The sequence below is a fragment of the Pseudoalteromonas shioyasakiensis genome, from assembly GCF_001550135.1.
Classification (GTDB): domain Bacteria; phylum Pseudomonadota; class Gammaproteobacteria; order Enterobacterales; family Alteromonadaceae; genus Pseudoalteromonas; species Pseudoalteromonas shioyasakiensis.
Genome location: NZ_LRUE01000013.1, coordinates 421,795 through 444,922 on the forward strand (window position 1 = coordinate 421,795; position 23,128 = coordinate 444,922).

General features: G+C 41.2%; 18 protein-coding genes. 5 read left to right on the top strand and 13 right to left on the bottom strand.

Annotated features, from left to right (window positions below; genetic code table 11):
• Nucleotides 1-61: 61 nt before the first annotated feature.
• The 4 genes from PASHI_RS07060 to PASHI_RS07075 form a co-directional block, all read right to left on the bottom strand.
• Nucleotides 62-2,581 carry a TonB-dependent receptor plug domain-containing protein gene (locus PASHI_RS07060; RefSeq protein ID WP_062565072.1) on the bottom strand — a complete coding sequence of 840 codons (2,520 nt, stop codon included), beginning with the start codon at nt 2,579-2,581 and terminating at the stop codon, nt 62-64.
• Between the two features lie 137 nt (nt 2,582-2,718).
• Nucleotides 2,719-3,699: a GGDEF domain-containing protein gene (locus PASHI_RS07065; RefSeq protein WP_082710884.1), complete on the bottom strand. Its 981-nt coding sequence runs from the start codon at nt 3,697-3,699 to the stop codon at nt 2,719-2,721.
• A gap of 150 nt (nt 3,700-3,849) precedes the next feature.
• Entirely contained in the window at nt 3,850-4,227 is a 378-nt protein-coding gene (locus tag PASHI_RS07070) for a DP-EP family protein (protein WP_062565073.1), read from the bottom strand.
• A gap of 23 nt (nt 4,228-4,250) precedes the next feature.
• Nucleotides 4,251-7,505, bottom strand: a complete 3,255-nt coding sequence (locus PASHI_RS07075) for an nSTAND1 domain-containing NTPase (protein ID WP_062565074.1) — start codon at nt 7,503-7,505, stop codon at nt 4,251-4,253.
• 235 nt (nt 7,506-7,740) lie between these two features.
• Between PASHI_RS07075 and PASHI_RS07080 the strand changes: the two genes are divergently transcribed.
• Nucleotides 7,741-8,169 carry a hypothetical protein gene (locus PASHI_RS07080; protein WP_062565075.1) on the top strand — a complete coding sequence of 143 codons (429 nt, stop codon included), beginning with the start codon at nt 7,741-7,743 and terminating at the stop codon, nt 8,167-8,169.
• Nucleotides 8,166-8,357 carry a helix-turn-helix transcriptional regulator gene (locus PASHI_RS07085; RefSeq protein ID WP_054551820.1) on the top strand — a complete coding sequence of 64 codons (192 nt, stop codon included), beginning with the start codon at nt 8,166-8,168 and terminating at the stop codon, nt 8,355-8,357. The genes PASHI_RS07080 and PASHI_RS07085 overlap by 4 nt, the downstream gene beginning before the upstream one ends.
• Nucleotides 8,358-8,403: 46 nt before the next feature.
• Here PASHI_RS07085 and PASHI_RS07090 read toward each other — a convergent pair whose 3' ends face one another.
• Nucleotides 8,404-9,594, bottom strand: coding sequence for an MFS transporter (locus tag PASHI_RS07090; RefSeq protein WP_062565076.1), 1,191 nt, complete (start codon nt 9,592-9,594; stop codon nt 8,404-8,406).
• 267 nt (nt 9,595-9,861) lie between these two features.
• Here PASHI_RS07090 and PASHI_RS07095 point away from each other — a divergent pair, with 267 nt between their 5' ends.
• The gene (locus PASHI_RS07095; protein ID WP_062565077.1) at nt 9,862-10,713 is read left to right on the top strand and encodes a universal stress protein; all 852 of its coding nucleotides are present in this window, start codon (nt 9,862-9,864) and stop codon (nt 10,711-10,713) included.
• A gap of 104 nt (nt 10,714-10,817) precedes the next feature.
• On the top strand, nt 10,818-12,950 hold the full coding sequence (locus tag PASHI_RS07100; RefSeq protein WP_062565078.1) for a TonB-dependent receptor: 2,133 nt from the start codon (nt 10,818-10,820) through the stop codon (nt 12,948-12,950).
• Nucleotides 12,951-13,348: 398 nt separating this feature from the next.
• Here the strand turns inward: PASHI_RS07100 and PASHI_RS07105 are convergent, their stop codons facing one another.
• The 4 genes from PASHI_RS07105 to PASHI_RS21805 all read right to left on the bottom strand — a co-directional run bounded on the left by PASHI_RS07105 (nt 13,349) and on the right by PASHI_RS21805 (nt 18,301).
• The gene (locus tag PASHI_RS07105; RefSeq protein ID WP_062565079.1) at nt 13,349-14,206 is read right to left on the bottom strand and encodes an AraC family transcriptional regulator; all 858 of its coding nucleotides are present in this window, start codon (nt 14,204-14,206) and stop codon (nt 13,349-13,351) included.
• An 85-nt stretch (nt 14,207-14,291) separates the two neighbouring features.
• Nucleotides 14,292-17,159, bottom strand: a complete 2,868-nt coding sequence (locus tag PASHI_RS07110; protein WP_062565080.1) for a prolyl oligopeptidase family serine peptidase — start codon at nt 17,157-17,159, stop codon at nt 14,292-14,294.
• Nucleotides 17,159-17,710 carry a hypothetical protein gene (locus tag PASHI_RS07115; protein WP_062565081.1) on the bottom strand — a complete coding sequence of 184 codons (552 nt, stop codon included), beginning with the start codon at nt 17,708-17,710 and terminating at the stop codon, nt 17,159-17,161. The genes PASHI_RS07110 and PASHI_RS07115 overlap by 1 nt, the downstream gene beginning before the upstream one ends.
• Nucleotides 17,711-18,160: 450 nt before the next feature.
• Nucleotides 18,161-18,301, bottom strand: a complete 141-nt coding sequence (locus PASHI_RS21805; protein WP_082710885.1) for a DUF2986 domain-containing protein — start codon at nt 18,299-18,301, stop codon at nt 18,161-18,163.
• A 156-nt stretch (nt 18,302-18,457) separates the two neighbouring features.
• Between PASHI_RS21805 and PASHI_RS07120 the strand changes: the two genes are divergently transcribed.
• Entirely contained in the window at nt 18,458-19,948 is a 1,491-nt protein-coding gene (locus PASHI_RS07120; protein WP_062565082.1) for a dipeptidase, read from the top strand.
• Nucleotides 19,949-20,013: 65 nt separating this feature from the next.
• Here PASHI_RS07120 and PASHI_RS07125 read toward each other — a convergent pair whose 3' ends face one another.
• From PASHI_RS07125 to PASHI_RS07135, 4 genes are all read right to left on the bottom strand, one after another.
• Entirely contained in the window at nt 20,014-20,805 is a 792-nt protein-coding gene (locus PASHI_RS07125) for a putative porin (protein WP_062565083.1), read from the bottom strand.
• A gap of 126 nt (nt 20,806-20,931) precedes the next feature.
• A complete protein-coding gene (locus PASHI_RS07130) occupies nt 20,932-21,360 on the bottom strand; it encodes an OsmC family protein (RefSeq protein ID WP_062565084.1) in 429 nt (142 codons plus the stop codon).
• Between the two features lie 89 nt (nt 21,361-21,449).
• The gene (locus PASHI_RS21810) at nt 21,450-21,602 is read right to left on the bottom strand and encodes a DUF2256 domain-containing protein (RefSeq protein WP_082401584.1); all 153 of its coding nucleotides are present in this window, start codon (nt 21,600-21,602) and stop codon (nt 21,450-21,452) included.
• A complete protein-coding gene (locus PASHI_RS07135) occupies nt 21,592-23,088 on the bottom strand; it encodes a cryptochrome/deoxyribodipyrimidine photo-lyase family protein (protein WP_062565085.1) in 1,497 nt (498 codons plus the stop codon). Before PASHI_RS07135 ends, PASHI_RS21810 begins: the two co-directional genes overlap by 11 nt.
• Nucleotides 23,089-23,128 lie beyond the last annotated feature (40 nt).

Below are 23,128 nucleotides of genomic sequence, written 5' to 3' on the forward strand. Positions count from 1 at the left end.
TTATTCACTCATCATTGTAGGTTAGGGCGTGTTAGCAATTACTGCTTTCACGCCCTATTTTTTAGAAGCTATAAGTGATATTACCGTAAATAAAACGGCCATCTAAGCTGTATGGCGCAAAGCCACTATAAGGGAAAATTTGGTTGAAATCGCTGTAACCAATATTACTTACAGTATCTTGAGGGTACTGATCGAATAGGTTATTGGCGCCTAATGCAAACTTCCACTGCTCATCAGGGCGGTAAGCCACTTCTAAGTCAGCAATCCATTTAGCATCAAGTACTTCATCACCATCTTCACTGCTTGCAGTATCAACTACTTCACCATAACGAGTTGCTCGTAATGTTGTTTGGAAGTTTTCATAATCCCATGTTGCAGATAGGTTCCATTTATCGGCTGGAGTACCTTTTTCAAAGCGTGTGATTTCACGACGAGAGAAATACTCGTAGCTATCGCCAAGCGCCTCTAATTCAGGTGGATTTTCTTTAACGTGTGTTACTTCAGTGTCGTTAAAGTTAACCGCTGCACTTAAGCGTAAATCACCATAGTTTTCTAAGCCTAGTGAGTAGGTCGCAACAATATCAACACCTTGCGTACGTGAATCAATGGCATTAGTAAAGTAACGAACGCGCTGCGTATTTACTTCGCCTGCTTCGGCTAAAATCGCTTCAACTTCAGGGCCGCTTAAGTTTTCAGACAATACGATACGGTCGTCAATTTCAATGCGATACGCATCAAGGGTTAAGCTAAAGCCGCCTTGCGTAAAGATGAAACCCGCCGTCATATTAACTGACTCTTCAGCGTCTAAATCACGAGCTCCCAGTGCTTGCGCTGCTGGCTCATCAACAGGGAATAACCCCACTTCATTTGGCACGCCATTTTCAAAAACAGTGCTTACTGATTTATAAGATGTTTGGGCAAGTGAAGGCGCTCTGAAACCTGTGCTAATTGCACCACGTAGCGACAGCGACTCGTTAATGCTGTAGCGCGAAGCAAGTTTTGAGGTAAAGGTACTACCAAAATCACTGTAATCTTCAAAACGACCTGCTAAAACAAGGTTCCAATCTGTAGTTAGGTAAGTATCAAACTCTGCAAACACCGCAATGTTATGACGGCTTTTATCTGTTGCACTTTCTGGTGAGAAACCAGGTAAAACTTGCGCGCCACCGGCAGCAACTGGGTTGCCATCGTCATCTAATACAGTGAGATAAGAGGCTCTTTCACCTGCTTTGATTTGGTAGTTTTCGTGACGATACTCAGCACCAATCGTAACAAACACATCATCAGGTAAACCTAAATCTAGTGTGTTGCTAGCATCCATGTTTACTAGGTATTGTTCATACACAAGCGAGCCATCATCAAATTCTGTAGGGCTGCTAACACCCATCGAGGTATTTAAGCTGTTGCTTACGCCAATACCAAAATCGTTGCGACCATAATTGGTGCTTACATCCCAAGCCCAATCATTAGTTTCGCCATTTAAGCCAATTGCAAATGAGTAGTCATCTACATCGGTATCAATTTGCGGTAAGAAACCGTCAGGATACACTTCAGTTAAGTTACGAGAATCTTTAGCGCGACGATAAAAACCACCTGAGTTACCTTTACGGTTTGAGTAACTTGCAAATGAGTAAAGCGACAGCGAGTTATCAAACTCATAACCTAGGTTATAAAAAAGCGCGAAGTCTTCGGTATCGGCTTTACCAAAGCGGTGGTTATAGCGGTCAAAGTCAAATTCACGCGAATCTAAATCGCCATTCTCATCACGGCTATATTGCTCACGTGCATCAAAGCCAGAGCGATTTGTAGGCTCGTTATTACGTGACTCAATCGACACGTTAATAAAGCCATTATCGCCTAGTGCAAAGCCCGCATTAGCACTTGCTGTGCGCGTAATGCCGTCGTTTACTTCACGGTCGCTGCCAGTTTCAAAGCTTAAGTTGCCTTCGCTATCCGTTGTGGTGTTTAGTAGCTGAGGAGAGCCAGCCATTTGTGTGTCGTATTCACCGTATGTGTAGCTCACGCTACCGCCTTCATCGGCATCTTTTAATACAATATTGATCACACCGGCAATCGCGTCAGAACCATATTGAGCTGCAGCGCCATCACGCAGAATTTCAACACGTTTAATCGCAGAAGTAGGTATGTTATTTAGATCCACTGCCGTTGAACCACGGCCAACCGTACCATTTAAGTTTAATAATGCACCGGCATGGCGGCGTTTACCATTAATCAGAACTAATGTGTGATCAGGGGCAAGGCCACGTAAAACAGCCGGTTTCGCGTGGTCAGTGCCATCAGCAATGGTGGCACTCGGGTAGTTAAAGCTTGGTAATTGTGATGCCAATACTTGGCTCATATCAAGCTGGCCTGTGCTTGATAGATCGCGGCTTGTTAATAAATCGACAGGCACGGTACTTTCAGAAATGCTACGAAGGCTACGGCGAGTACCTGTAACAGAAATAACCTCAACATCTTGAACGGTGTTGTCAGTTGTTTGCTCAGCAGCGATTGCAGTCACTGATGTAGCTAGTGTACTTGCAATAGCGAGTTGCAAAGGTACTTTTTTAAAAATTGTCATTGTTGGATCCCATCTAACGTTGATTTCGCTTCGCAGTTTATCAATAAAAAAGGAACAAACAAATAACATAAAAGTATACTATATGATTATCTAAACAAGCTATTTAGCTCACTGTATTTACATTATATTAACCTTTATTATGCGCTAATACTGATTTTATTTCTGCCCTCTGTTTTTGCTCGGTATAAAGCAGTATCTGCTGCGCAAATTAATGCCTCAGAAGTGCGGTATTGATTATTAAACTCGCAAGCAATTCCTTGACTTACACTTATTCTAAAATCACTTGGTAAACCTATATCAGTAAATGGCATGTTATTTACTTTTATTTGAATATGTTTAGCAATGGCGGCGGCCGTATCTTTTTGACAGCGGGGTAATATAATGGCGAATTCTTCACCACCATAACGGGCTGCTAAACAATCGCGAGAAGGGAGTGACTCTGCGATTATACTTGCTACTTTTTGTAAGCATTTATCGCCTTTTACATGACCAAATCGGTCGTTAAATAATTTAAAGTAATCAATGTCGATTAATATAGTGCTAATAGCTTGGTTGGTTTGTACGCTTTCTTGCCAGTTTTCTTTTAATGATTCTTCAAGGGTTAATCTATTTGCAAGGCCGGTTAAATGGTCAGTGGTGGCCTGTTTAATTAAGCGGTTATATTGTTCTTTGTGTGATGATAAATCATGTAATACACAAATAAATAAATTTTCTGCAACGGCAATGTTTTTTGGCAGGCTCGATATACATAAATCCGCCTCAAGGGTTTTACTGTCGGCACGGTTTATTTTAACTTCGTTTGGCCCAAGACTTATCGGCGAGTCTTTATGGTCTAACCAACTGAGTAGGGTATACATGTATTTATCACGGTCGGTGTCGTGTAGGTAATGTAAAATGTTTTGCCCGATTAACGCTTCTTGGTTGTCACCTAAAAGCTGTGCTGCCATCGGGTTTGCAAATTCAAACGTGCCTTGGCCATTAATGATAAACACTCCCTCAGGAATGTTCTGAAACATTTGGGCAATCAGTGCAAGTTGCTCTGAATTGATAGACTGCGGTAGTGCGTTTTTCGTTTCTGGTTTTGCAGTGCTTGGTTGTTCATTTTTATTAGTAGACACGTTCGTTTCCTTTTTGCCGATGCAAACGATTTTGGTGTCTATAAAGTTACTTAAAAAAGTGCAAATTAACCTTCCGGTAATCTTCTGGTTTTAATTTGTTGTTTTATAATGTAAAAAAGCTCCATAAAAGGAGCTTAAAGTGAGTGTTTTTTAGTTTTCTTTTTCGTTCTCAACTTGTGGATCTGCACTTTCATAGCTTGTGCCATTGCACTCAACGATGAAAATCATACACGCAGTACCGTTATTTTCATCTGAATCGACAATCTCAATTGTTTGACCATTGTTAGTGACTTTAAAGCTAAAGTCTTGCTCGCAATTACCTTCAAGGTTTGCAAATTTAGCACCTGTAAATTGAAAGCCTGCATCCACTGTTGCATCATCAAGTGTATAAATACCTAGGCTGTTTCTTTCATTGACAGTGCCGCCTCCAGAAACTTGCTGACCGTCTTGGAAGTATGTGAATACAGCTTCATTTTTAGTGTTAAGTGTAACATTCACTGTAAAGTTAAAAGTTTGACTTTCGCTCATTGTTATTACCTTCTAGTTGTTTTTTATAGATCAAAGTTAGTAATACCTAACTCTATTAGTTTGCTTTTAATTGTACCTACCTCACTTTCCTTGTTTAAACATTTGTAAGCTTGAATAAGTGGGTAAGTTCTTTTTATACTTTTATCGCCGTTATTATTTTCTTCAATTGCATTAATAGCTTCTTGGCATGCTTGTTGTCTTGCTATCTTGTCTTCAGCAAGCTTTGCTTTAATTAAATTAACCTTTATCAGAGCAGCGAGGTTTTCTATTTTGCTAGTGTCAGAAATTCTCTCTATAAAGTCTGAGTTGCTTTCTAACTTTAACAAAAGGTCTTCGGCTTCTCTTAAAAGGTTTCGATTGATATAATAATGAATCACCCCAATTTGAATATTTATTGAGGTTGTATCTGAAAACCCTTGGTTATTAATGTAACTCAAAACATCTTTTACTCTTTCACTTTTTTTGCTTTTATCTAACAGCATTAATTGGTATGCAAGTGATCTATAAAAGGTGCGTTGAAACTTTTGATTTTTTGGATCTTGTATTATTGCTTGATTAATCGCATTGGTTGCTTTTTCTGCTTTTAAAAATGCCGCTTTCTTATTTGGGAAGTAGCTCAATAAAAAGCTTTGCTGCATATAAGTGTTTGCTAAATAATTATATATGCTTGCATCATTCGGTGACGTTTCAAGCATGTTGATTAGCTCTTGAGAGGCTTGCTCAAGTAGTTCGAGTGCAGCGTTAAGATTCCCTTGGCTTTCTTCTGTGGTTGCAATCCAGCTAATGGTGTCTGTTTTATCGCGTAATAAGTTTTTGTTATTAGGTTTAAGCTCAAGGGCTTGGTTTTTAAGTTTTAAAGACTCAGTAAAGCTCTGCTTTGCGAGCGCGTAATTAAACTGCTTTAAATACAGCGAGCCAAGTGAATTGTGTGAGTAAGATAGCTCCATAATTGAATTAAAGTCATTAGGGGCAAGCTGATACATTTTTTCACTGTAAGCCAAGTAACGTTTGAACATTGGCTCAGTTGCTAAATAATTACTTTGCTCATAAGTTAAATTACCAAGCCAAAAGGCATTGGCACCTGCGAGCATTAAAACATCTAGGTTATTGGGTTGAATTTTTAGTAATGATTCTAGGCGCGTTCGCGCATTTTCAAAGGCGGTGAAGGCTTCGTCGGTTTTGCCGCGAGAGTAGGCCACTTCACCCATGGCCTCTAAGGTTTGAGCGTATTGAAAACGGTTATTAAACTGGGCTTGTTTATCGCTAAAGTCAAACAACGAGGCAGCTTCTTCATCTTGATTGGTAAAATACTCAAGGGCTTTGTTGCTAATACCATCAAGTAAATCCATACGCCTTACGCTTCTGAGTTTGTCGGCAAATTCACCGACCATAAAACCCAATAAACTCTCAGCTTCTTGGCGTTTTTGTTTTGCTATTTGTTCGGCGTGATAGCTGCGCACGCTCATAAATGTGGCAATAAAGGTTAAGCACACAAGTGCAGCCGCCGTTATTTGTAACACGCGTTTTTTACGTTTCGCTTTGTTGTTAGAAGCTTTAATTAACGCTTGTTCGTCGCTCGATAAGCTAAACATAGGGTTTTTAACTAGGCTTTGTGCTTCTTGCAGCGGTTTGCCTTGGGCTAATAAAAAGTCGCTGTGTTTATGTTCTAGCAGCCATCGCTCGGTGGCAAGTTGCACACGGCTTTGAATTGCTAAGCTTTGTTGATGCTCTTGCACCCAATCTATGGCGCGTTGCCAATGGCGCAGCAGCGCTTCGTGGGCAAGGCTAAAACAGGCTTGCTCATTTTTAAGGTGCGACACAAACAAGCGGCTATCGACCATAGCCTGAACAAGCTTGGTTGCAGCAGGGCAGGTTAATTCGCTCCAACGCGCAGCGCGGCTGGTGAGTGTTTCGCCATCTGGGTTTAAGGTGATCAGTTTAGAAAGTACTGCGGCAAGTTCAGTTTGTTGGTCTTTGGGTAATTGGCAAAATACCTGTTCGGCTTTTTGGCCGATGGCTCCTTCGATGGTGCCAAGCGCTTGGTATTCAGAGAACAATAATTCGTTGTCTGGGCTGCGCTGTAAATAAAGCTGTTGCAAGGTGTATTGCAGCATTGGCAATGCATCAGGGTTATTGGCAGTATCGTTACAAAGTTGTTCATCAAGCGGTGTGTGATGCTCTGGGTGATGTTGCCAACTTAAGCCTGCTGCAAGTGCTGGCAAACGGATCATTTGCTTAAGCTCAGAGCGAGTTGGCGCTAATAAGTCAAAATGTGCGCCATTGGCTTTGCCCGACATTAAACTTGGTTGACTCACTACTTGCGGGTAAAAGTCATTACGACAGGCACTAAAAATGATCATGCAGCCACTTGTTGCTAAGCGCTCAATAAGTGCTAAAAGCTGGTTGCGCTCGTCATCGCTAAATAGCGGCGATGACAATAGCACTTCGAGCCTGTCGATAAATAAAAATAAATAGGGCGCAGTGCGCTCTTTATTTAGCGCTGCAAGTGCTGTTTTACAGCGGGAAATAACCTGTTCTGGATCTGTTAATAACAATTCAGCCAACGCATCTGCGCTTATATCGCTAAGTACAGGTGCGTCGTTTATTTCTAAATCGAGCAAGGTTGAGGCTAAATCAAGCAGTAAGCGCTCTTTGCTGACATCGGCAAAGTCGAGTTGGCAGTAACTATGTACTCTAATACCATCGTAGCCATTACTCGACATTAAAGCGGGCAATACACCTGCGTTAACTAACGACGATTTACCTGAACCACTGGCTCCCAAAATTAAGCAAAATGCACGACCAAACTCAATTTGAGCCGACACTCGCTGTAGCAAAGTGGCAATTTGTTTGTTACGACCAAAAAATACATCGGCTTGCTCTGGTGCAAACGCACTTAAGCCAACAAAGGGCGAATCACCTTGCCAACTGGTTTGGCTGGCTTTTTGTTCTTCGTTGAGTGGAAAGTTGATTTCGGCAATAACCCGATAACCACGTTTACGAATGGTTTCTATGTAATGCGGGTCGCTTGCTTTATCGTCAAAGGCTTTACGTAATTGGGTGATCACTTTATGCAGGGGGTTGTCACCGAGCGCCACATTGGGCCAGCAATGGCTGATAATTTCTTCACTTGTTAGTAGCTCACCTTGTTTTTCGCAAAGCAGCAGTAATACATCCATCGCCTTGGGTTCAAGATGCTTTGTTTGTTCACCGCGTCTGATTGAATTAGTAGCCGGAGTAACTTGCCATTCGCCAACGAAAAACAGTGCCGTATTCATAGTGTTATCTTCATTGTTATTGTTAGAAACGCAGTCCGATTGGCCGGTTTTTAAAAGATTACGGAATTCTTTGATTAATACAATATTATGAGATCAACAGCAAGCGCCTTGCCTTTTTTGAGATTAAAAAAATCATATTTATGTCGTGTATAAAAATTTTTGTAAAGTTTATTTGACTTTTTGTGTTACTAGGTTAATCTTTAGTCAAGTTTACTTTACTTTTAAGGTGAGAATAATGAATCAAACAGGATTAACCTTTAAACAACGTAATAAGCAGAACACGCTAAACCTCGCTAAATGGACATCAGCATGGGTGATTACATTAGCAATTGCCTCATTTGGGCCGCATTTTTTATGGCAAGAGCAGGCTATTTTTAGTGTTGTAGCAATCTTAATTAATGTAGTAGTTGGCATCATGATGATTTTATCGAACAAACGACAACTTCAAGGAATGGATGAGCTGCAGCAGCGTATGCACCTCAATGCAATGGCCATTACCTTGGGTGCAAGCTTGGTATTTGGTTTAGCTTACTCGGTGGTGCAATCAAGTGGTTTAATAAGCTTTAAAGAAGATATATCGCACCTCGTGCTCTTTATGGGCTTAACCTATTTAGTGAGTCTTTTAACGATGAATAAGCAGTTAAACGACGAGGGCGAAGAATGAAAAACCGCTTGAAAGTGCTTCGTGCTGAGCACAACTACACCCAAGCGAAACTCGCAGAGCTTTTGGATGTGTCAAGGCAAACCATTAATGCGATTGAAAAAGGTAAATTTGACCCAAGTTTGCCATTAGCATTTAAAGCCGCGCGTTTATTTAACCTGAGTATCGAAGAGATATTTCAGGATGAGTAAGTCTGATAGCCTTCAGCCTTCAGCGATCAGACTTACAGCTGACAGCTTAAGGCTTACAGCTTTGTCTTTTCATCTGCATCGCACTTAACGACCACATTAAAAAGCCCCCTAAGAATAGTGCCGCCGAAACATAGCCTGTTTGATTAGGGAGTGCGCCTTCGGCAATAGCCATGCCGCCAAGCCAAGGGCCAATCGCATTGGCAGTATTAAACGCACACTGTACCAGCGCACCAATCATGGCATGCCCTTGTGGTGATACATCCATTAATAGCGATTGGATCACGGTACCTAAACCAACACTAAAGCCAATAAAGAAAATCACCGCGTATAACAGCCAAATATTATGGCTTGCGCTTACATAACTGGCTGCAAATACTACAGCACCAATTAGCGCTGCGCCTGTGGTTTTCAGCGGTGAGTGGTCGGCGGCTTTACCTAATACATAGTTACCCAAAGTACAGCCAATACCAAACATAATCATAGCAATAGAGATAGTGTAAGCAGGGGTATGGGTGACTTCTAAAATAGTGTCGGCAATGTAAGTGTAAACACAAAATACGCCACCAAAACCAATAATGATGATACCCAGAATAGTCCATACGAGCTTGTTCTTTAATACACTTAACTCATCGAGAATCGATGTTGGCGCGGTATTTTTTACGTTAGGTACGTATTTCACAATCAATACCAAGGCAACTAACGCAAGTACAGCGGTACCTGCCAAACAATAACGCCAGCTAAAGTTTTGCCCCACTAGGGTGACCATGGGCACACCAACAATAGTGGCAATGGTTAAACCCATAAATACTTTTGACATAAAGCTTGCGCGTTTATCGGCAGGGGCAATGTCGGCTGCCAATAAAATAGCAGCGGCGAAGTAGGCACCGTGTGGTAAACCACTTAAAAATCGAAATAAAATAAGTTGCTCAAGCGAGTTTGCAAAAGCACTTAAACCATTGAATAAAAACATCATACTGACAAACATCAACAGTGCATTTCGCTTACGCATGTTGGCGGTTGTGATCATAAATAGTGGCGCACCGACAACTACGCCTATCGCGTAAGCACTGATGGCATAACCACTTTGCGCTGGCGTAGACGAAAATGTTTCGCTGATCAGGGGCAACATTGGCATCATAGAAAACTCTGATAGGCCCAAAATGAATGTGCCTAAAGCCAATACTATCAGAATGGTAAACGTGCTTGCGTTGCCTTGGGAGTTGGCTACGTTAGTCATGTAATTCCTTTAAAATAAATTTAAAAACAAAATAGATTTTTGATAATTGAAAATGCCAGTAACAAATACTTTTTTCTGGAGTAGAGATGTGTGCCCAGCGCTATTGTAATACAAATTAACGGGGTTGATACAGTACTTTTTGGAACGTTCTATATTTGTTTGCTATAAGAAAATAACCTGAACTTCTTAAGTCTTTGCTGTTCAAAATAAATACAGAGAAAAAGCCAACTATACTTGGTGAATTAAATTGGTTTAAAGGAGAGTGTAATGAAAAAGATATTTGCTTGTATCGACGGTTCATGCATGACCGATGCGGTGACAGAAGCGGCTATTTGGATTTCTAAGCGCTCCAGCCATCCAATTAATTTCCTGCATGCATTAGAGCCACCTTTGCCGCAGGGCAGTGATGATTTAACCGCAATTATTGGCTTAGGTTCGCAAACCTCATTGTTAGAGCAATTGGCAAAACTTGAGCAAGAACGCAACAAAGTAGCGTCGCAGCATGGTCAATTATTGCTAGATGAAGCAATGAAAAAAGCCGAGCATGCAGGCCTAACCGAGATTGAGCAACAGCAACTTTCAATGAGTCTTGTTGATGCCTTACTTGAACATGAAGACAATGCCCGTGTGATGATTATTGGCCGCTCTGGTAAAGGCCATTACGATGATTTTAAAGTACTGGGCTCGCATATTGAAACGCTGATCCGTCAGGTGCATACCCCGGTTGCGATTGTGCCGCCGCAATTTCATGAGCCTACAAACTTTATGCTGGCTTATGATGGCAGCGAAAGTACCGACAAAGCGATTACACAAATTATCAATGGCGGGATTTTATCCGGCTTAGATTGCCACTTGGTGATGGTTGATAAACAAGACGGCCACTGCCAAGACAAACTTGATACTGCCTCAGCAAGGCTGGCTGAAAATGGCTTTAATGTGAGAGCGCGCATGCTCGATGGCGATGTTTACCAAGCGCTGTGGCGATATAAAAGTGATCACGCCGTTGACTTAATGGTGATGGGCGCATTTGGTCACTCTAAATGGCGGCAATTCTTTTTAGGTAGCACGACCTTAAAAATGCTTGAAGATAGCCGTATTCCTTTAGTGGTGTTGCGCTAAGTTATATACCTGTGACAGGGTGCGACAATATGTCACGTGTTCAGACTAATTAATGGGTTTTATAATCAGCGTCATTAATTTTTTGCATTGATTTTAAAAGAGTTATGAACACGCAATTTTCTCGCCCTGGTTTTTTATTTTCTAAAATTGCTGCAGCACTTAGCTGTGTTTTAAGTATTTCGGCCTTTGCTGATGATTCTATTGAAGTGATAGAGGTACAAGGTCATGCCCAAAATAACCATCAATTAGTTGGCTCTGCAGACGCGTTACTGAAAGATTTAGGTGTTGATTTTTCAGCTGCCGGAGGGGTGTCTAACTTGCCTGTGCTGAACGGCATGATGGGCGATAGAGTTAAGGTTTTAGTTGATGGTGCTGATGTTACAGCAGCGTGTGCTAACCAAATGAATCCGCCACTCTCTTATGTGTCGGCAAACCAAATTGCCTCTTACAGTGTTGTTGCTGGTGTATCACCGGTAAGCAGTGGCGGTGATAATATTGCCGGTGTTATTAGAGTAAATACGATTGCCCCTGAATTTGGTGATACAGACTCAGTGAACTGGCGCGCAGGCTATGTTACCGCCCAGTACAAAAGCGTTAACGATAGCCAAGCATACGCGCTAGGTGCCAGCCTTGCGAGCAAACAGTTTAGCTTGTCTTACCAAGGCAGCTTTGAAGATGCGAACAGCTATGATGATGGGCATGATGAGCGTGTACTTGATACCTTATATCGAGTGCAAAATCATGCGTTAACGGGCGCTGTTCGTGATGAGAAACAACAGCTTGTAGTTAAACTGACGCATCAAAAAATTCCTTACCAAGGCTTTGCAAATCAATACATGGATATGACCGATAACACCAGCTATGGTTTCGTTGCTCAGTATCAACGTGAGCTTGAAAATGGTGATTTGCAGGTGCAAGTGAACGCGCATGATGTAAAACACGAAATGGGTTTTTTCAGTAATGAGAAAACCGGCATGATGCCAATGAATACCGATGCACAAGATTACAGTTACCAAGTTCATTGGCGCACTGATTTATCAAAACAGTCATCATTAATGCTTGGACAAGAATACTACGGTTATCGAATTGATGATTGGTGGCCGGCGGTTGAAGGGTCAATGATGATGGGCCCAAATGAATACGTAAACATTAACGATGGCAAACGTGACCGCCTTGCGGCATTTGCTGAGTACCAAAACCAAGTAAACCAAGCATGGTGGGTGTCGGCAGGTGTTCGAGTTGAGCAAGTCACCACAGATGCTGGCGAAGTGCAGGCTTATAACGAAGGTGGCATGAGCGGTATGGCTAATATGGGCTCAATGATGGATATGTCAAAAACCGACGCCCAAGCTGCGATGGAATTTAACCAATTAGACCGTAAACGTGACGACACTTTAGTTGATATCAGCTTGCTTGCTCGCTATCAATTATCGAATAACGATGAGCTGCAATTTGGTTTAGCTCGTAAAAACCGCGCACCTAATTTATATGAGCGTTACAGCTGGGGTGTAGGTACGATGGCAACCACCATGATTGGTTGGTTTGGCGATGGTAATGGTTACATTGGTAACCCAGATTTAGAAGCCGAAACAGCTCACACATTGAGCTCTAGCTACACCAAATTAGCCAAAGACGACAGCTGGCAAGTAACCGCAAATGTTTGGTACACGCAAGTAAGTGATTATATTGATGCTGAAGTGACTAAGAGCTTTAATCGCACCGATATGGCGCATACTAAGCGTAATATTCTTACATTCACTAACCTAGATGCGACACTTTACGGTGCAAAACTGGCAGGCTTAATTGAACTTTACAACACAAAGCAAGCAGGAAAGTGGCAGTTAAAAGGCTCACTAACCAGTACTCATGGCGAGCGTGATGATAACAATGAAGACTTATATCAAATTATGCCACTGCACACTGAGCTGAGCTTAGAGCACGAATACAAAGGCTGGCAAAACGCACTTAGCTGGCAATGGGTTGATAGTAAAACCCATGTTGATGAACGCCGTTTAGAAAACCAAACCGACAGCTATCAGTTACTGGCTATCTCAAGTCAGAAAACGTGGCAAAATTTAACCTTTAAGTTAGCAATTACCAACTTACTTGATGAATACTACCAACAGCCACTTGGCGGTGTAAGTATTGCTAATTACAAGCAAGATATGAGCAATGGTTTTGAACAACTTGCCGGACAGGGCCGCTCGTATAATGCCAGTGTGAGTTATAGGTTTTAGGGAAGGGAGTTGCTAGAGTAAAGTTAGCGAGTTGCTAGGGGAAAGAGAGCTGTCAGCTTTCAGATTAAAACCAGAGTTTCTAGTTACGAGAGTAAAGTTAGCGAGTCAGATCACGTGCTTGATACAAATGTGAAATAAGCTGTCGTAGGCGTGAAATTTATTTCGCGCGAGGGTGCTTGTATTGAGTGGTGGTTGAGACGCGCCAAGCAAGCGTGACGCCTACGGTGTAGGAGGCGTTTTAACGCCGAACAGCTTTATTTTATTCACGGCTAAAGCCGCTCCCACGTTTTTTGATGTAGGCGTGAAATTTATTTCTCGCGTTATCTTTTTATATTGCGCGATGTAAAATCCCGCCTACAATATCTCGCATCTCGCATCTCGCATCTCGCATCTCGCAATCATTTTATCGGCAAATATATATCCGTTTGCAGGTCACATTCATCAACTTCATGGATAAGGTTGAGGTAATGAAAGAAGCAAGGGAAGTCTCTGACTTCTTCGCCGCTTTGCACTAGCCATTCACGGTATAAGTAGTAAACTGTATCGCTAATAGTATCATGAGAGCCATTATGACGAACAACGGCGCAGCGTCCTGCTGGAATTTCACCATTTCGCACACCTTGCGGGTTTTCAGTAATCGGTGAGGTGATACTGCCTGCAAAGTCAAAACGAAACGCATGGTCTTCAGTGGTGGCCGGATCGCTATACGGGATCCCATACGTGTTACTGGTTTTAACAGGTGAAAAGCCTGATTCTTTGCGCCACTCAATAAATTGTGCAGCGGTATTCATCAGGGTATTAGCATCGCCATGGTGGGTTAATAAAGCCACCGGCTGTGCTTTAAAATCAACAATATTTACATTCATAGGGCAAACCTTTTTGTCAGGTAATGAAAATTCAAACTGTGTGTGCCAATTGGGCCAGTTTGGTTTGCTTCTGAATTCGCTTGGCGACTGTGTAAAGGTGCGCTTAAAAGCACGACTAAATGCTTCAGGGCTATCAAATTGCGCTTCTAATGCAACATCAATAATTTTAAGTTGATGCTCAAATGCAAGTCGAAATGAGGCACGCTTTAAGCGCGCAAGCTGCGCATATTTGGTAACGCTTAGGCCAACTCCAGCGACAAATAAACGATGAAAATGATATTTCGAACAACATGCCACCTCACTGAGTGTCTCCAGTGATAAAGGTTCATCAAGATGCTGGCTAATGTAGTCACATACTAGCTCAATGCGTTGTTGTTGCTTCGTTTTCATGGTTACTCGTTAATGCTTTTCAGAAGTGGGGCCAGTTTGCCATGGCCCCTAAGTCGTTACCTGATTGAAATTGCGCATTTTGAGTTTAGTTGATAGCCGTCACTTTAAAGGTGTTTTGATAGAGCAACTGTTGGTTTGCGCCCATCACATCTAAAGTCCACGTACCTGGCGTCGATGTTTCATCTAAAGTGCGGTAGGTAGACCATTCGGTAATTGGGTCGCCCCACAGAGTCTGATAGTAAACAAAATCATTGAGCGCTTTATCGTCAGGAGTGAAGTGCCATTTGGTAAACACAACAAGTCGATCTCTACGAGTATCGAGGCCATCACGATTCATGTAAAACTCTATGCCAAAGCGTTGTTCATCATCGAGTTTATAGATGAAATCTAATTGCTTTGATAGCTGTTCTATTTCAGGTTCACCGTTAAACTTATCGGAAAGTACTAGTTTAAATAATCCTTTGCGTTCTAACTCCAAAATAGCATTCGGGTAATTCAAGCCATAAAGCTTAGCTAAGACACTGTGAAGACCTTTTAGCTCATTCTCGGAGTAGTTTCCTTCTTGCATAATGATTGATATTTGTTCTCGAACATGTTGACGAGATTCATGATCAACTTTATTTGCATAGCTATTAAGCATAGATAAACACTTATCTACATCTCTGATTTCATTATCAGCGATACAATAGATAGAGGCTAAGTTAAATGCATTATCAACACTATGTTCTTTATCAAAGGCTGTTTGAAAGAACTCTTTTGCTTTATGATAATCCGGTTTAACTAGCTTACTCACAGAGTATATATAGCCTAAACGCTCCAGCGCTTGCTCATAGCCTAATTCTGCCGCTCGAGTGTAATACTCAATAGCTTTTTTAATATCGATTGGTCTATTATCACCACGATGATAATAACTACCGACATTAAACATGGCTCGATCATGATCTAAGTTGGCAGCTAATTGGTAGTAGTCAAAGCTTTCTTTTTTACGATCAGTTTCTATTGTTTTACTGTCAAAAGTATCTGCTAACAATATGGCATCACGTTGAACCGCTTTCTTTTCTGATTCAGTATAATTAGTCAATGTACTGTTTAGATTAAGTTTTCTTTCAAGAAAGTCGTTAGCTAAAGCTGCTTCTATTTGATCGTAATACCAAATCTGATGGCCATGCCCAGAGCGCTCGAAAAACGCTTTTTCAACATCATGACCTAAACGCTTTAAAACATAGTACAAGCGATTACTTTGCTCAAAGCCCGATATTTCATCTTGTTTACCAGCAATAATAAGAACAGGGGCTTTTAAAGATGTAGCCTGGTAGACGGGGGAAATATCTTTTAAATCTTGGCTATATTCACCAACCGTGCGCTCTATAAGCTCTTGATAATCTTTAGTTAAAGCGATATTACTTGCGTTATAAAGCAGAGGTAAGTCATAAATACCAAAACTTGCAATCACGCATTCATAAATATCAGGGTGTTTAATTGCCAGCATCACCGCAGAATAACCACCATAGCTTGCGCCAATAGAGCAGGTATGTTTAAAGCTATATTGTGAACGAATATGAGCCACTGCGGCAGAAATGTCTTGTTCGATAAGGTTACCAAATTGACCAACACCGCTTTCTAAAAATTCTTTACCAAACCCTGCTGAGCCTCTGAAATTAACACGTAAAATAGTAAAGCCTCGAGAGGCAAGGTATTGCACTTCAGGGCTAAACTCATCACTTTCACGAATACCTATTGGGCCACCATGTGGCATCACTAATAATACCTGCTTATCGTTGTTAATAGGTTTGGTTAAGTAACCTTCAAGATTAGTTCCATCGTAGGCTTTAAAGTTAAAAAACGTTGTTTTAGCGTACGTTGCGTCTTTATTTTTGGCGACAGAAAACAGTAACTCTATGTGATTTGTTTCTGATTGGTATAAATAGTATTTGCCAGGCACTGTGGCTGAGTGACTAAATAAAATTTGTGTTTTACCATCGATAGAGCTATCAACCCAAAAAAACTGTTCGTCTCCTAAAGCTTCCGCAACTTTGCTATGCAATTGCTCGTAGGCGTCAATAAAATAATCGGTAGTATATTTACCATGCTTGATATACGAGGCGGCAATAAGATTGCCATTATCATCAAGTTCGGCGGACTGAATGTCATATTTTGGATGTTGATAAAGTGTGTCGGTGATTTCTTGCGTGTTAATATTAAAAAGGCTCACCTGGCTCTTATCGGTATTTTTGTTGGTAATGACGGCAAGGTGATCTTGGTCAGTAAATCCAATTGGAAAAAACTGATAATCTGCGTCAGTGAGAGTAAAAATCGGGATCCACTTATTAGTACCAATAACCTTATAGAAGAACTGTAAACTCTTTTCGTCTTCATCAAATTTCGCAGTAAAAAGCTGTTGTTTGTGCTCGTCAAAGAAGTAGCTAAAGGCACCTTTTAAACCTTTCTCGATGGGAGTATAAGTGCTGTAATCATTATTGTATAAGGCTGTTAAGGGCACTTGATAAAGCAGTGTGTTTTTCTTATCTGGTTTAGCAAATAAGATATGTTCAGGATCACTGAGTAACCTATCTACGATGTAGCCTTTTGCTTTAACTCTATGCTGTTCAATTTTTGGTTTTTTTTCGCCTTCAATAACATTCACGACGACTTCAAAATCGTCACTATCGCGACTTTTTACACTGATAAAAATATCATCGTCTGTTAACCATTGATAATTGTAAAAATCATTATCCTCGTCGAGTTTGACGATATAGTACATTTTCATCGAATCCATATCGATGATATTGAGAGTTTTGGTTTTATCTTCTTGCGCTTCTAAAAAGCTGATCCAACGGCCACTGGGCGAAACCTTCACTTGGCTTTGATCGGGCGAATACATTAGGTCTTCACTCGATAACATTTCAGCATGCAAGGGAAAAATAAAAAATAATAAGATAAGTAGCTTTTTCATTATTTTGCTTCCTGCTGCGAAAATGTTTGTTCCAAATAATCAAAGAATGAGTCTTCCCCAGGGCCGCCATAATTTAGCGAGCGACCAGACAAAATCGTTGGGAAGTTTTGTTCCATGTATTGCAGTGCTTCAGAACTACGGTTTTCTAAAACAATATGAGAGCGTGTGTTCCAGTAACCTACAGTTGTTATGTCTAAATGGCCAACATAATTAACTTTGTTAGGGGCAAGTGTGAATTGCCAACTTTCTTCATCGTTATCAAATTTGAGAAATGAGTAATGACTTAAGTTCAAGCGTGTGATGGTGTAATCACCCAATGGTAGATTCGCTAAAATATAATTGCTACCACTTCGAATGTCCTTAGCCGTAAGAACAAGCGACTTTGGACCATCAATATAAATGGCTTTTAAACTGCGGTTAGTTTCAATGCCAATCAGTAGGTAGCCTTCATCGGCTTTAGATAGTGTGTCTCGGTCTTCTTTTATGTTGGTAACTTTAGATGCGCATGCACTTAACAAAAGCGCACAGCTAAGCAGCAATAAACTTCTCATTCCCTTGTATCTTATTGTTGTTATTTTATTAATTTTAAAATACTTAAAAATCGGAACTATGTGAAGCAGAATTTGTGAATGAGTGTGAAAAGAGTTGAGTTGCTAGACGTGAAATTTCTACGCGCAAAAACAGAGTCTCTAGCTACTAGAGTAAAGTTAGCGAGTCAGATCACGTGTCTGATACAAATGTGAATTGAGGTGTTGTAGGCGTGAAATTTATTTCGCGCGAGGGTGTTTGTTTTGTGGTGGCGTTTGAGACGCGCCAAGCAAGCTTGACGCCTACGGTGTAGGAGGCGTTTTAACGCCGAACAGCTTTATTTTATTCACGGCTAAAGCCGCTCCCACGTTTTTTGATGTAGGCGTGAAATTTATTTCGCGCGTTATCTTTTTATATTGCGCGATGTAAAATCGCGCCTACAACCTTACCGCTGACCGCTAGGTATTTTAACTTTACTGCTCAGCTTCTTGCTGTGCTAATTTTTCGCGTTCTGCCTTTGAGATGTAGGTCGGTTTATTGCTTTTATGCAATTTTGCATTGGCGCGCTTATCTTTTTGCTTAAGTTTAGTGAAGATCTTTTTTCTGCGGTTCATGAGTCTAACAAACGAATTAATAGGGTGAGTGGCTATTGTACCTTGTTGGTATTTTTAAGCGATCTATTTTGCTTGAATTAGAGATGTTATGTCGGCGTTATAAGCGTTACAATCAAGGCGACTTTCTAAAAACCTTCTTAAACTCTGGAGCTTATCTTGAAACATTCATTACTTGCTGCATTTTTATTAAGTGCTTTCTCTAGTCAGGCTGCTGTGTCTGAGCAAAGTGAAAAGCTGGCTAACTACGCGGTAGAGCAATATCAACAAGCGCAAATTCATACCTTAGAGAATTTAGTTTCGTATCCAACGGTAAATAAAGAAGGGCTAGCGACTCCAGATAATCCAGATTTCATTGGCTTTAAGTCGTTCTTAAAAATGAAAGCGGCGCAGTTTGGTTTTGATTATCAAGATTTAGGCTACACAGTGTTAATTGGCATGGGGAACCAAGCTGATAAAGTAACCATAGTAACCCATGGTGATGTGCAACCAGCAGATGCCAGTAAATGGCAGCAAAGTCCATTTAAAATGGATAAAACCTCTGAACCAGGAAAGCTAATTGCACGTGGTACAGAAGATGATAAAGGCGCTATTGCCACAGCATTGCATGCGATGAAGGCGATTAAAGACAAGGGTATTACATTAAATAACCGTATTGAATTAATGGTTTACCTTGCAGAAGAGTCTGACTGGGCACCACTCGAAGAGTTCATGAAAACCTATCAGCAACCAAAATACGCAGTCACTATTGATGCTTCATACCCTGTGGTTGTTGCAGAAAAAGGTTGGAGCTTAATTGCCCCGACTTTCTCAGCGACCTCTGCACAAATTGGTTTATATGTTAGTGACTTAAAAGGCGGCGCCTTTGTTAGCCAAATCCCTGAAGATGCTAGTGTGTTAGTACATAATGCTGATGCGGCGACAGTGGCTAAATTACACGACAATGTCGTTAAGCTTAAAAACGTCAAAGTGGCGATGACAGAGCAAGACAATGGCTTGTTAGTCCAAGTGAAGGGGATTTCAGCGCATTCATCTGAACCAGAAGCGGGTGAAAATGCCATTGCGCACCTTGCAGAAATCTTTAAAGGTATTGATCTTGAGAACAATAGCGATGGTCAAGCAATTGAGTTTATCAATCAGCTAATTGGTCTTGATTTATACGGCGCGCAATTCGGTGAAATTGGTTACAAGCATGACTTTATGGGCCCGATGACGGTTTCGCCAACCTTATTAAGCCGCGATGGTAACGAGATTAAATTGTCGATTAATATGCGTCGTCCGGTAGGTAAACAAGAAGCGGTGCTTAAGCAGCAAATTAATGAAGCGCTTAGCGCTTGGCAAACTACTAATGGTGTTACGTTAAAAGACACGAAAGTGGTGATTGGTACGCCAATGCTGTTAGATGGTGCGCCTCATGCAGAAGCATTACTCGATATCTTTAAGCACTTTACCGGCGATAAAGACGCGGGCTTTGTGTCAATTGGTGGTGGCACAAATGCTAAGTTATTTGATAATGCGGTGTCATTTGGTCCATCAATGCCAGGTAAAAAGTACACAGGTCACTCAGAGCATGAGTTTATTACTGAAGAGCAGTTAGCACTGAACTTAAAAATGTACACTGCAATGATGATGAAACTAGGTAATATGTAATTCTATAAACTGAAAACGCCACTTTATAGTGGCGTTTTTGTTTAAAGCTGTTGGCTCATATCAGTTTAAAACTGGGCAACAAACTTAAGGTTATAAAGTTCAGCAGAGCCGCTTTCAGTGTAATTCGCGGTTAAATAGTATTTATCATTAATAAAGTACTTGCCTTGTAAAACGAGTTCAGAATCATCCAAACCTGCGCCTATGGCATAGTGATCGCCGAAGTAGTAGCTGATCATGGCACTGCTTGCTGAATCATAAAGGCTGTCTTGGTGGCCAACATCGACGGTAATGTAATGGCTGCCGCTTAAATGATTAAAGTATCTGGCAGAGATATTCCAAACGTCGAGTTCATCATCTGTTTCTGCGCTAAAACCAAGGTAATCCTTATCGTTTATTTGGAGGTTATACTGCGCTTTTAAGCGGAAATAATCATCACCATATTCACGTACATCCCTATTTACAGAGACTTTTAAGGCATCGGCAAATAAATAGCCTATTCCTAAGGTATAGTCATCAGCATCATCAACATCGTAAATTTCACCTGTAACAAACCAGTTTTTATAAAATCCTTCACCAAACAAGCCAAGATAATCAGTGTAATCGCTATTAAAGTAATTCACTCGAATGTTTGAATCTGTATCTAGGTAGCCATAATCATCAAGTACCCCAGAGCTCTGTTGCTCCTCAAAGTAGTAATGACTCACTAATTGGTAAGCATTAAAACTATATCTGTGATTCTCTATGTGCGTATAGTCGATACTATTGAACCATTGTTTACTCACCTCTTGTTCTGTTGCGATAGAGCTGTTTGAATAAGCAAGTATTGCCAGAGCAATAGGGGCTAGTTGTTTAAACATACATATCCTTGTTGTATTTGGCTTTATTTCATAAAGATAATACAACAAGCAGCTACTTACATTGTAATAAAGTGTTGTGGGTCTGTTAGTTTGTGAAAAGGCCAAGCAGTGCTTGGCCTACAGAGATTAGTTAAGCGTTGTGGTGAGTGATATTTCGGCATTCATCAGTTTAGAAATAGGGCAGCCTTGCTTGGTTTGCTCACAAAGTTGCTCAAACTTTTCGCTCGAAATTTCTTTTATCTTTGCACTAACATCAAGTGCAATGTGGCTCACTTCGAAGCCATCATCAACTTCATCAAGGCTCACTGTTGCTTTGGTCGTTATGTCGTCAGCGACAAAGCCTGCTTCAGTTAGTGCAAGCGATAGTGCCATGCTAAAACAGCTACTGTGTGCCGCTGCAACCAGCTCTTCAGGGTTAGTACCTGGCTTATCTTCAAAGCGAGTGTTAAAGCCAAATGGCTGTTTCTCAAGCGCGCCACTTTGACTAGAAATATAGCCTTTGCCAGATTTAATATCACCAGACCAACTCGTATGTGCAGATTTTTTAATCGTCATCGTCATCTCCTTTGTAAATTTTTTCGACAACCGTGAAAGGCTTTCAGGGTTTTGTGCCGAAAACTATGAGTTAACGATATAAGTGCAACTTAAACGCCAATATTTCTTTTTGCTTCACGCTTGCAACGTTCTGAGCAGTACTTTACATGCTCCCAGTCACGTTGCCACTTCTTACGCCACATAAATGGCCTGTCGCAAACGGGGCAGGTTTTGCTGGGTAAATTAAGCTTTTTATGAGCCATGTCGTTGTCTTTTAAGGCTTATCACATGCTTATTCAGTACGGCTTTTGTGCCACGCTTTACATCATCACGTTCTCGAAATGACCATAATCGCTCACGTGCTTGTTTGGCTGCATGCTCAATATCTACCATAGGCTCAGGGTAGTCTTCGCCGAGTTTAAAGTTATTAAATAAGGCCTCCATTGGCGGTTGTTGCCATGGCTGGTGGAGATCTTCTATGGGTAAGTTTTTAAGCTCAGGGCACCATGTTTTAATAAATATGCCCTCTGGGTCTTTATCTTCAGATTGCTTTATTGGGTTATACAAACGAATCGTGTTGGTTCCTGTGACAGATGCTTGCATTTGGATTTGTGGGTAGTGAATACCAGGCTCAAAATCTAAAAAATAACGCGATAAAATAAAGCTGACTGATTGCCAATGAATGTTCATATGATGAGTCATAAAGCTGACTAACATAGCGCGCATTCGAAAATTAATGTAACCCGTTGCTGCTAGGCAGCGCATGCACGCATCAATAATGGGAATGCCTGTTTGACCTTGCTCAAAGCGCTTTAGGTGCTCAGCAACATGTTCATCATCGCGATAAGGGTAGTGCTTGTAGCCCGCATTTTGCGGTGCAAACTCCATACTGCATTGAGTTTCGAATTTTTGCATAAAATGGCAATGCCAGTGAAGCCTTGACTCGAAAGCATGTAATGAGCGACGCCAACTTAAAGGCTGCTTTGCTAAATAGTATTTTAGAGTTTGATAAACTTGTCTGAGGCTCAGGTTGCCAAAGGCTAAGTAAGGCGAAAGCCTAGAGCATGAATCTCTACTTTTGGAAGGACTCGAGATGCCACTTTGATAGCTCTTTGCACGCTCTTCAACAAAGCTCTGTAGGCAAGCTCTGGCTGCATGAGGGCCACCATATTGAAACTGCGGGTCGTGCTTTAGAAAATCATCAGCACAGGTTGCTGCTAGGTAATTATTAGGCAGAACTGCATTAAATGCTTGCCAATTTGGCGTTACAAGACGTTGGTTCATCACGCCATGCCAATGTGTTTGCCAATCAAATTGTTTAGGTCGTGCTCGTTTTACACCTCCAAGTGGCGTTTCGTGCCATGGAATTATTTTACTGTTTAGCCAGCGTTTGACCTGTTTATCTCGCTCAAAGCTATTGTAAAGACCTATTTCTTCATGACTATAAACCCCTACGATATCAAAATTTTCACTAAGGGTTTCTAACAAGGTAATCATTTCTTGATTATAAATGGCGATTTCAGCGTTATATTTTTCGAGCTGTTGGTTGATGTCTTTAAGTGACTGAGCAACAAAACGCCAGTGCCTAAAGCTGTAATGGGGGTCTTCGAGTAATAGGGGCTCAAAGTTGTAAATAAGTAAGCAAGGCAGCTCTGATGCAATTGCACTGGCAAGTGGCTGATGATCAGATAGTCGTAGGTCACGTTTAAACCAAACAAGATTTACTTTTTGTTTTTTTGAGCCTGCCATAAACGTGGAGTTGAAAATTGCTTTGGTGATTGTACGTAGC

Coding starts and splice junctions, on each gene's coding strand:
- PASHI_RS07060 (WP_062565072.1), bottom strand. CDS start 2,581: ATGACAATTTTTAAAAAAGTACCTTTGCAACTCGCTATTGCAAGTACA.
- PASHI_RS07070 (WP_062565073.1), bottom strand. CDS start 4,227: ATGAGCGAAAGTCAAACTTTTAACTTTACAGTGAATGTTACACTTAAC.
- PASHI_RS07075 (WP_062565074.1), bottom strand. CDS start 7,505: ATGAATACGGCACTGTTTTTCGTTGGCGAATGGCAAGTTACTCCGGCT.
- PASHI_RS07080 (WP_062565075.1), top strand. CDS start 7,741: ATGAATCAAACAGGATTAACCTTTAAACAACGTAATAAGCAGAACACG.
- PASHI_RS07085 (WP_054551820.1), top strand. CDS start 8,166: ATGAAAAACCGCTTGAAAGTGCTTCGTGCTGAGCACAACTACACCCAA.
- PASHI_RS07090 (WP_062565076.1), bottom strand. CDS start 9,594: ATGACTAACGTAGCCAACTCCCAAGGCAACGCAAGCACGTTTACCATT.
- PASHI_RS07095 (WP_062565077.1), top strand. CDS start 9,862: ATGAAAAAGATATTTGCTTGTATCGACGGTTCATGCATGACCGATGCG.
- PASHI_RS07100 (WP_062565078.1), top strand. CDS start 10,818: ATGAACACGCAATTTTCTCGCCCTGGTTTTTTATTTTCTAAAATTGCT.
- PASHI_RS07105 (WP_062565079.1), bottom strand. CDS start 14,206: ATGAAAACGAAGCAACAACAACGCATTGAGCTAGTATGTGACTACATT.
- PASHI_RS07110 (WP_062565080.1), bottom strand. CDS start 17,159: ATGAAAAAGCTACTTATCTTATTATTTTTTATTTTTCCCTTGCATGCT.
- PASHI_RS07115 (WP_062565081.1), bottom strand. CDS start 17,710: ATGAGAAGTTTATTGCTGCTTAGCTGTGCGCTTTTGTTAAGTGCATGC.
- PASHI_RS21805 (WP_082710885.1), bottom strand. CDS start 18,301: ATGAACCGCAGAAAAAAGATCTTCACTAAACTTAAGCAAAAAGATAAG.
- PASHI_RS07125 (WP_062565083.1), bottom strand. CDS start 20,805: ATGTTTAAACAACTAGCCCCTATTGCTCTGGCAATACTTGCTTATTCA.
- PASHI_RS07130 (WP_062565084.1), bottom strand. CDS start 21,360: ATGACGATTAAAAAATCTGCACATACGAGTTGGTCTGGTGATATTAAA.
- PASHI_RS21810 (WP_082401584.1), bottom strand. CDS start 21,602: ATGGCTCATAAAAAGCTTAATTTACCCAGCAAAACCTGCCCCGTTTGC.
- PASHI_RS07135 (WP_062565085.1), bottom strand. CDS start 23,088: ATGGCAGGCTCAAAAAAACAAAAAGTAAATCTTGTTTGGTTTAAACGT.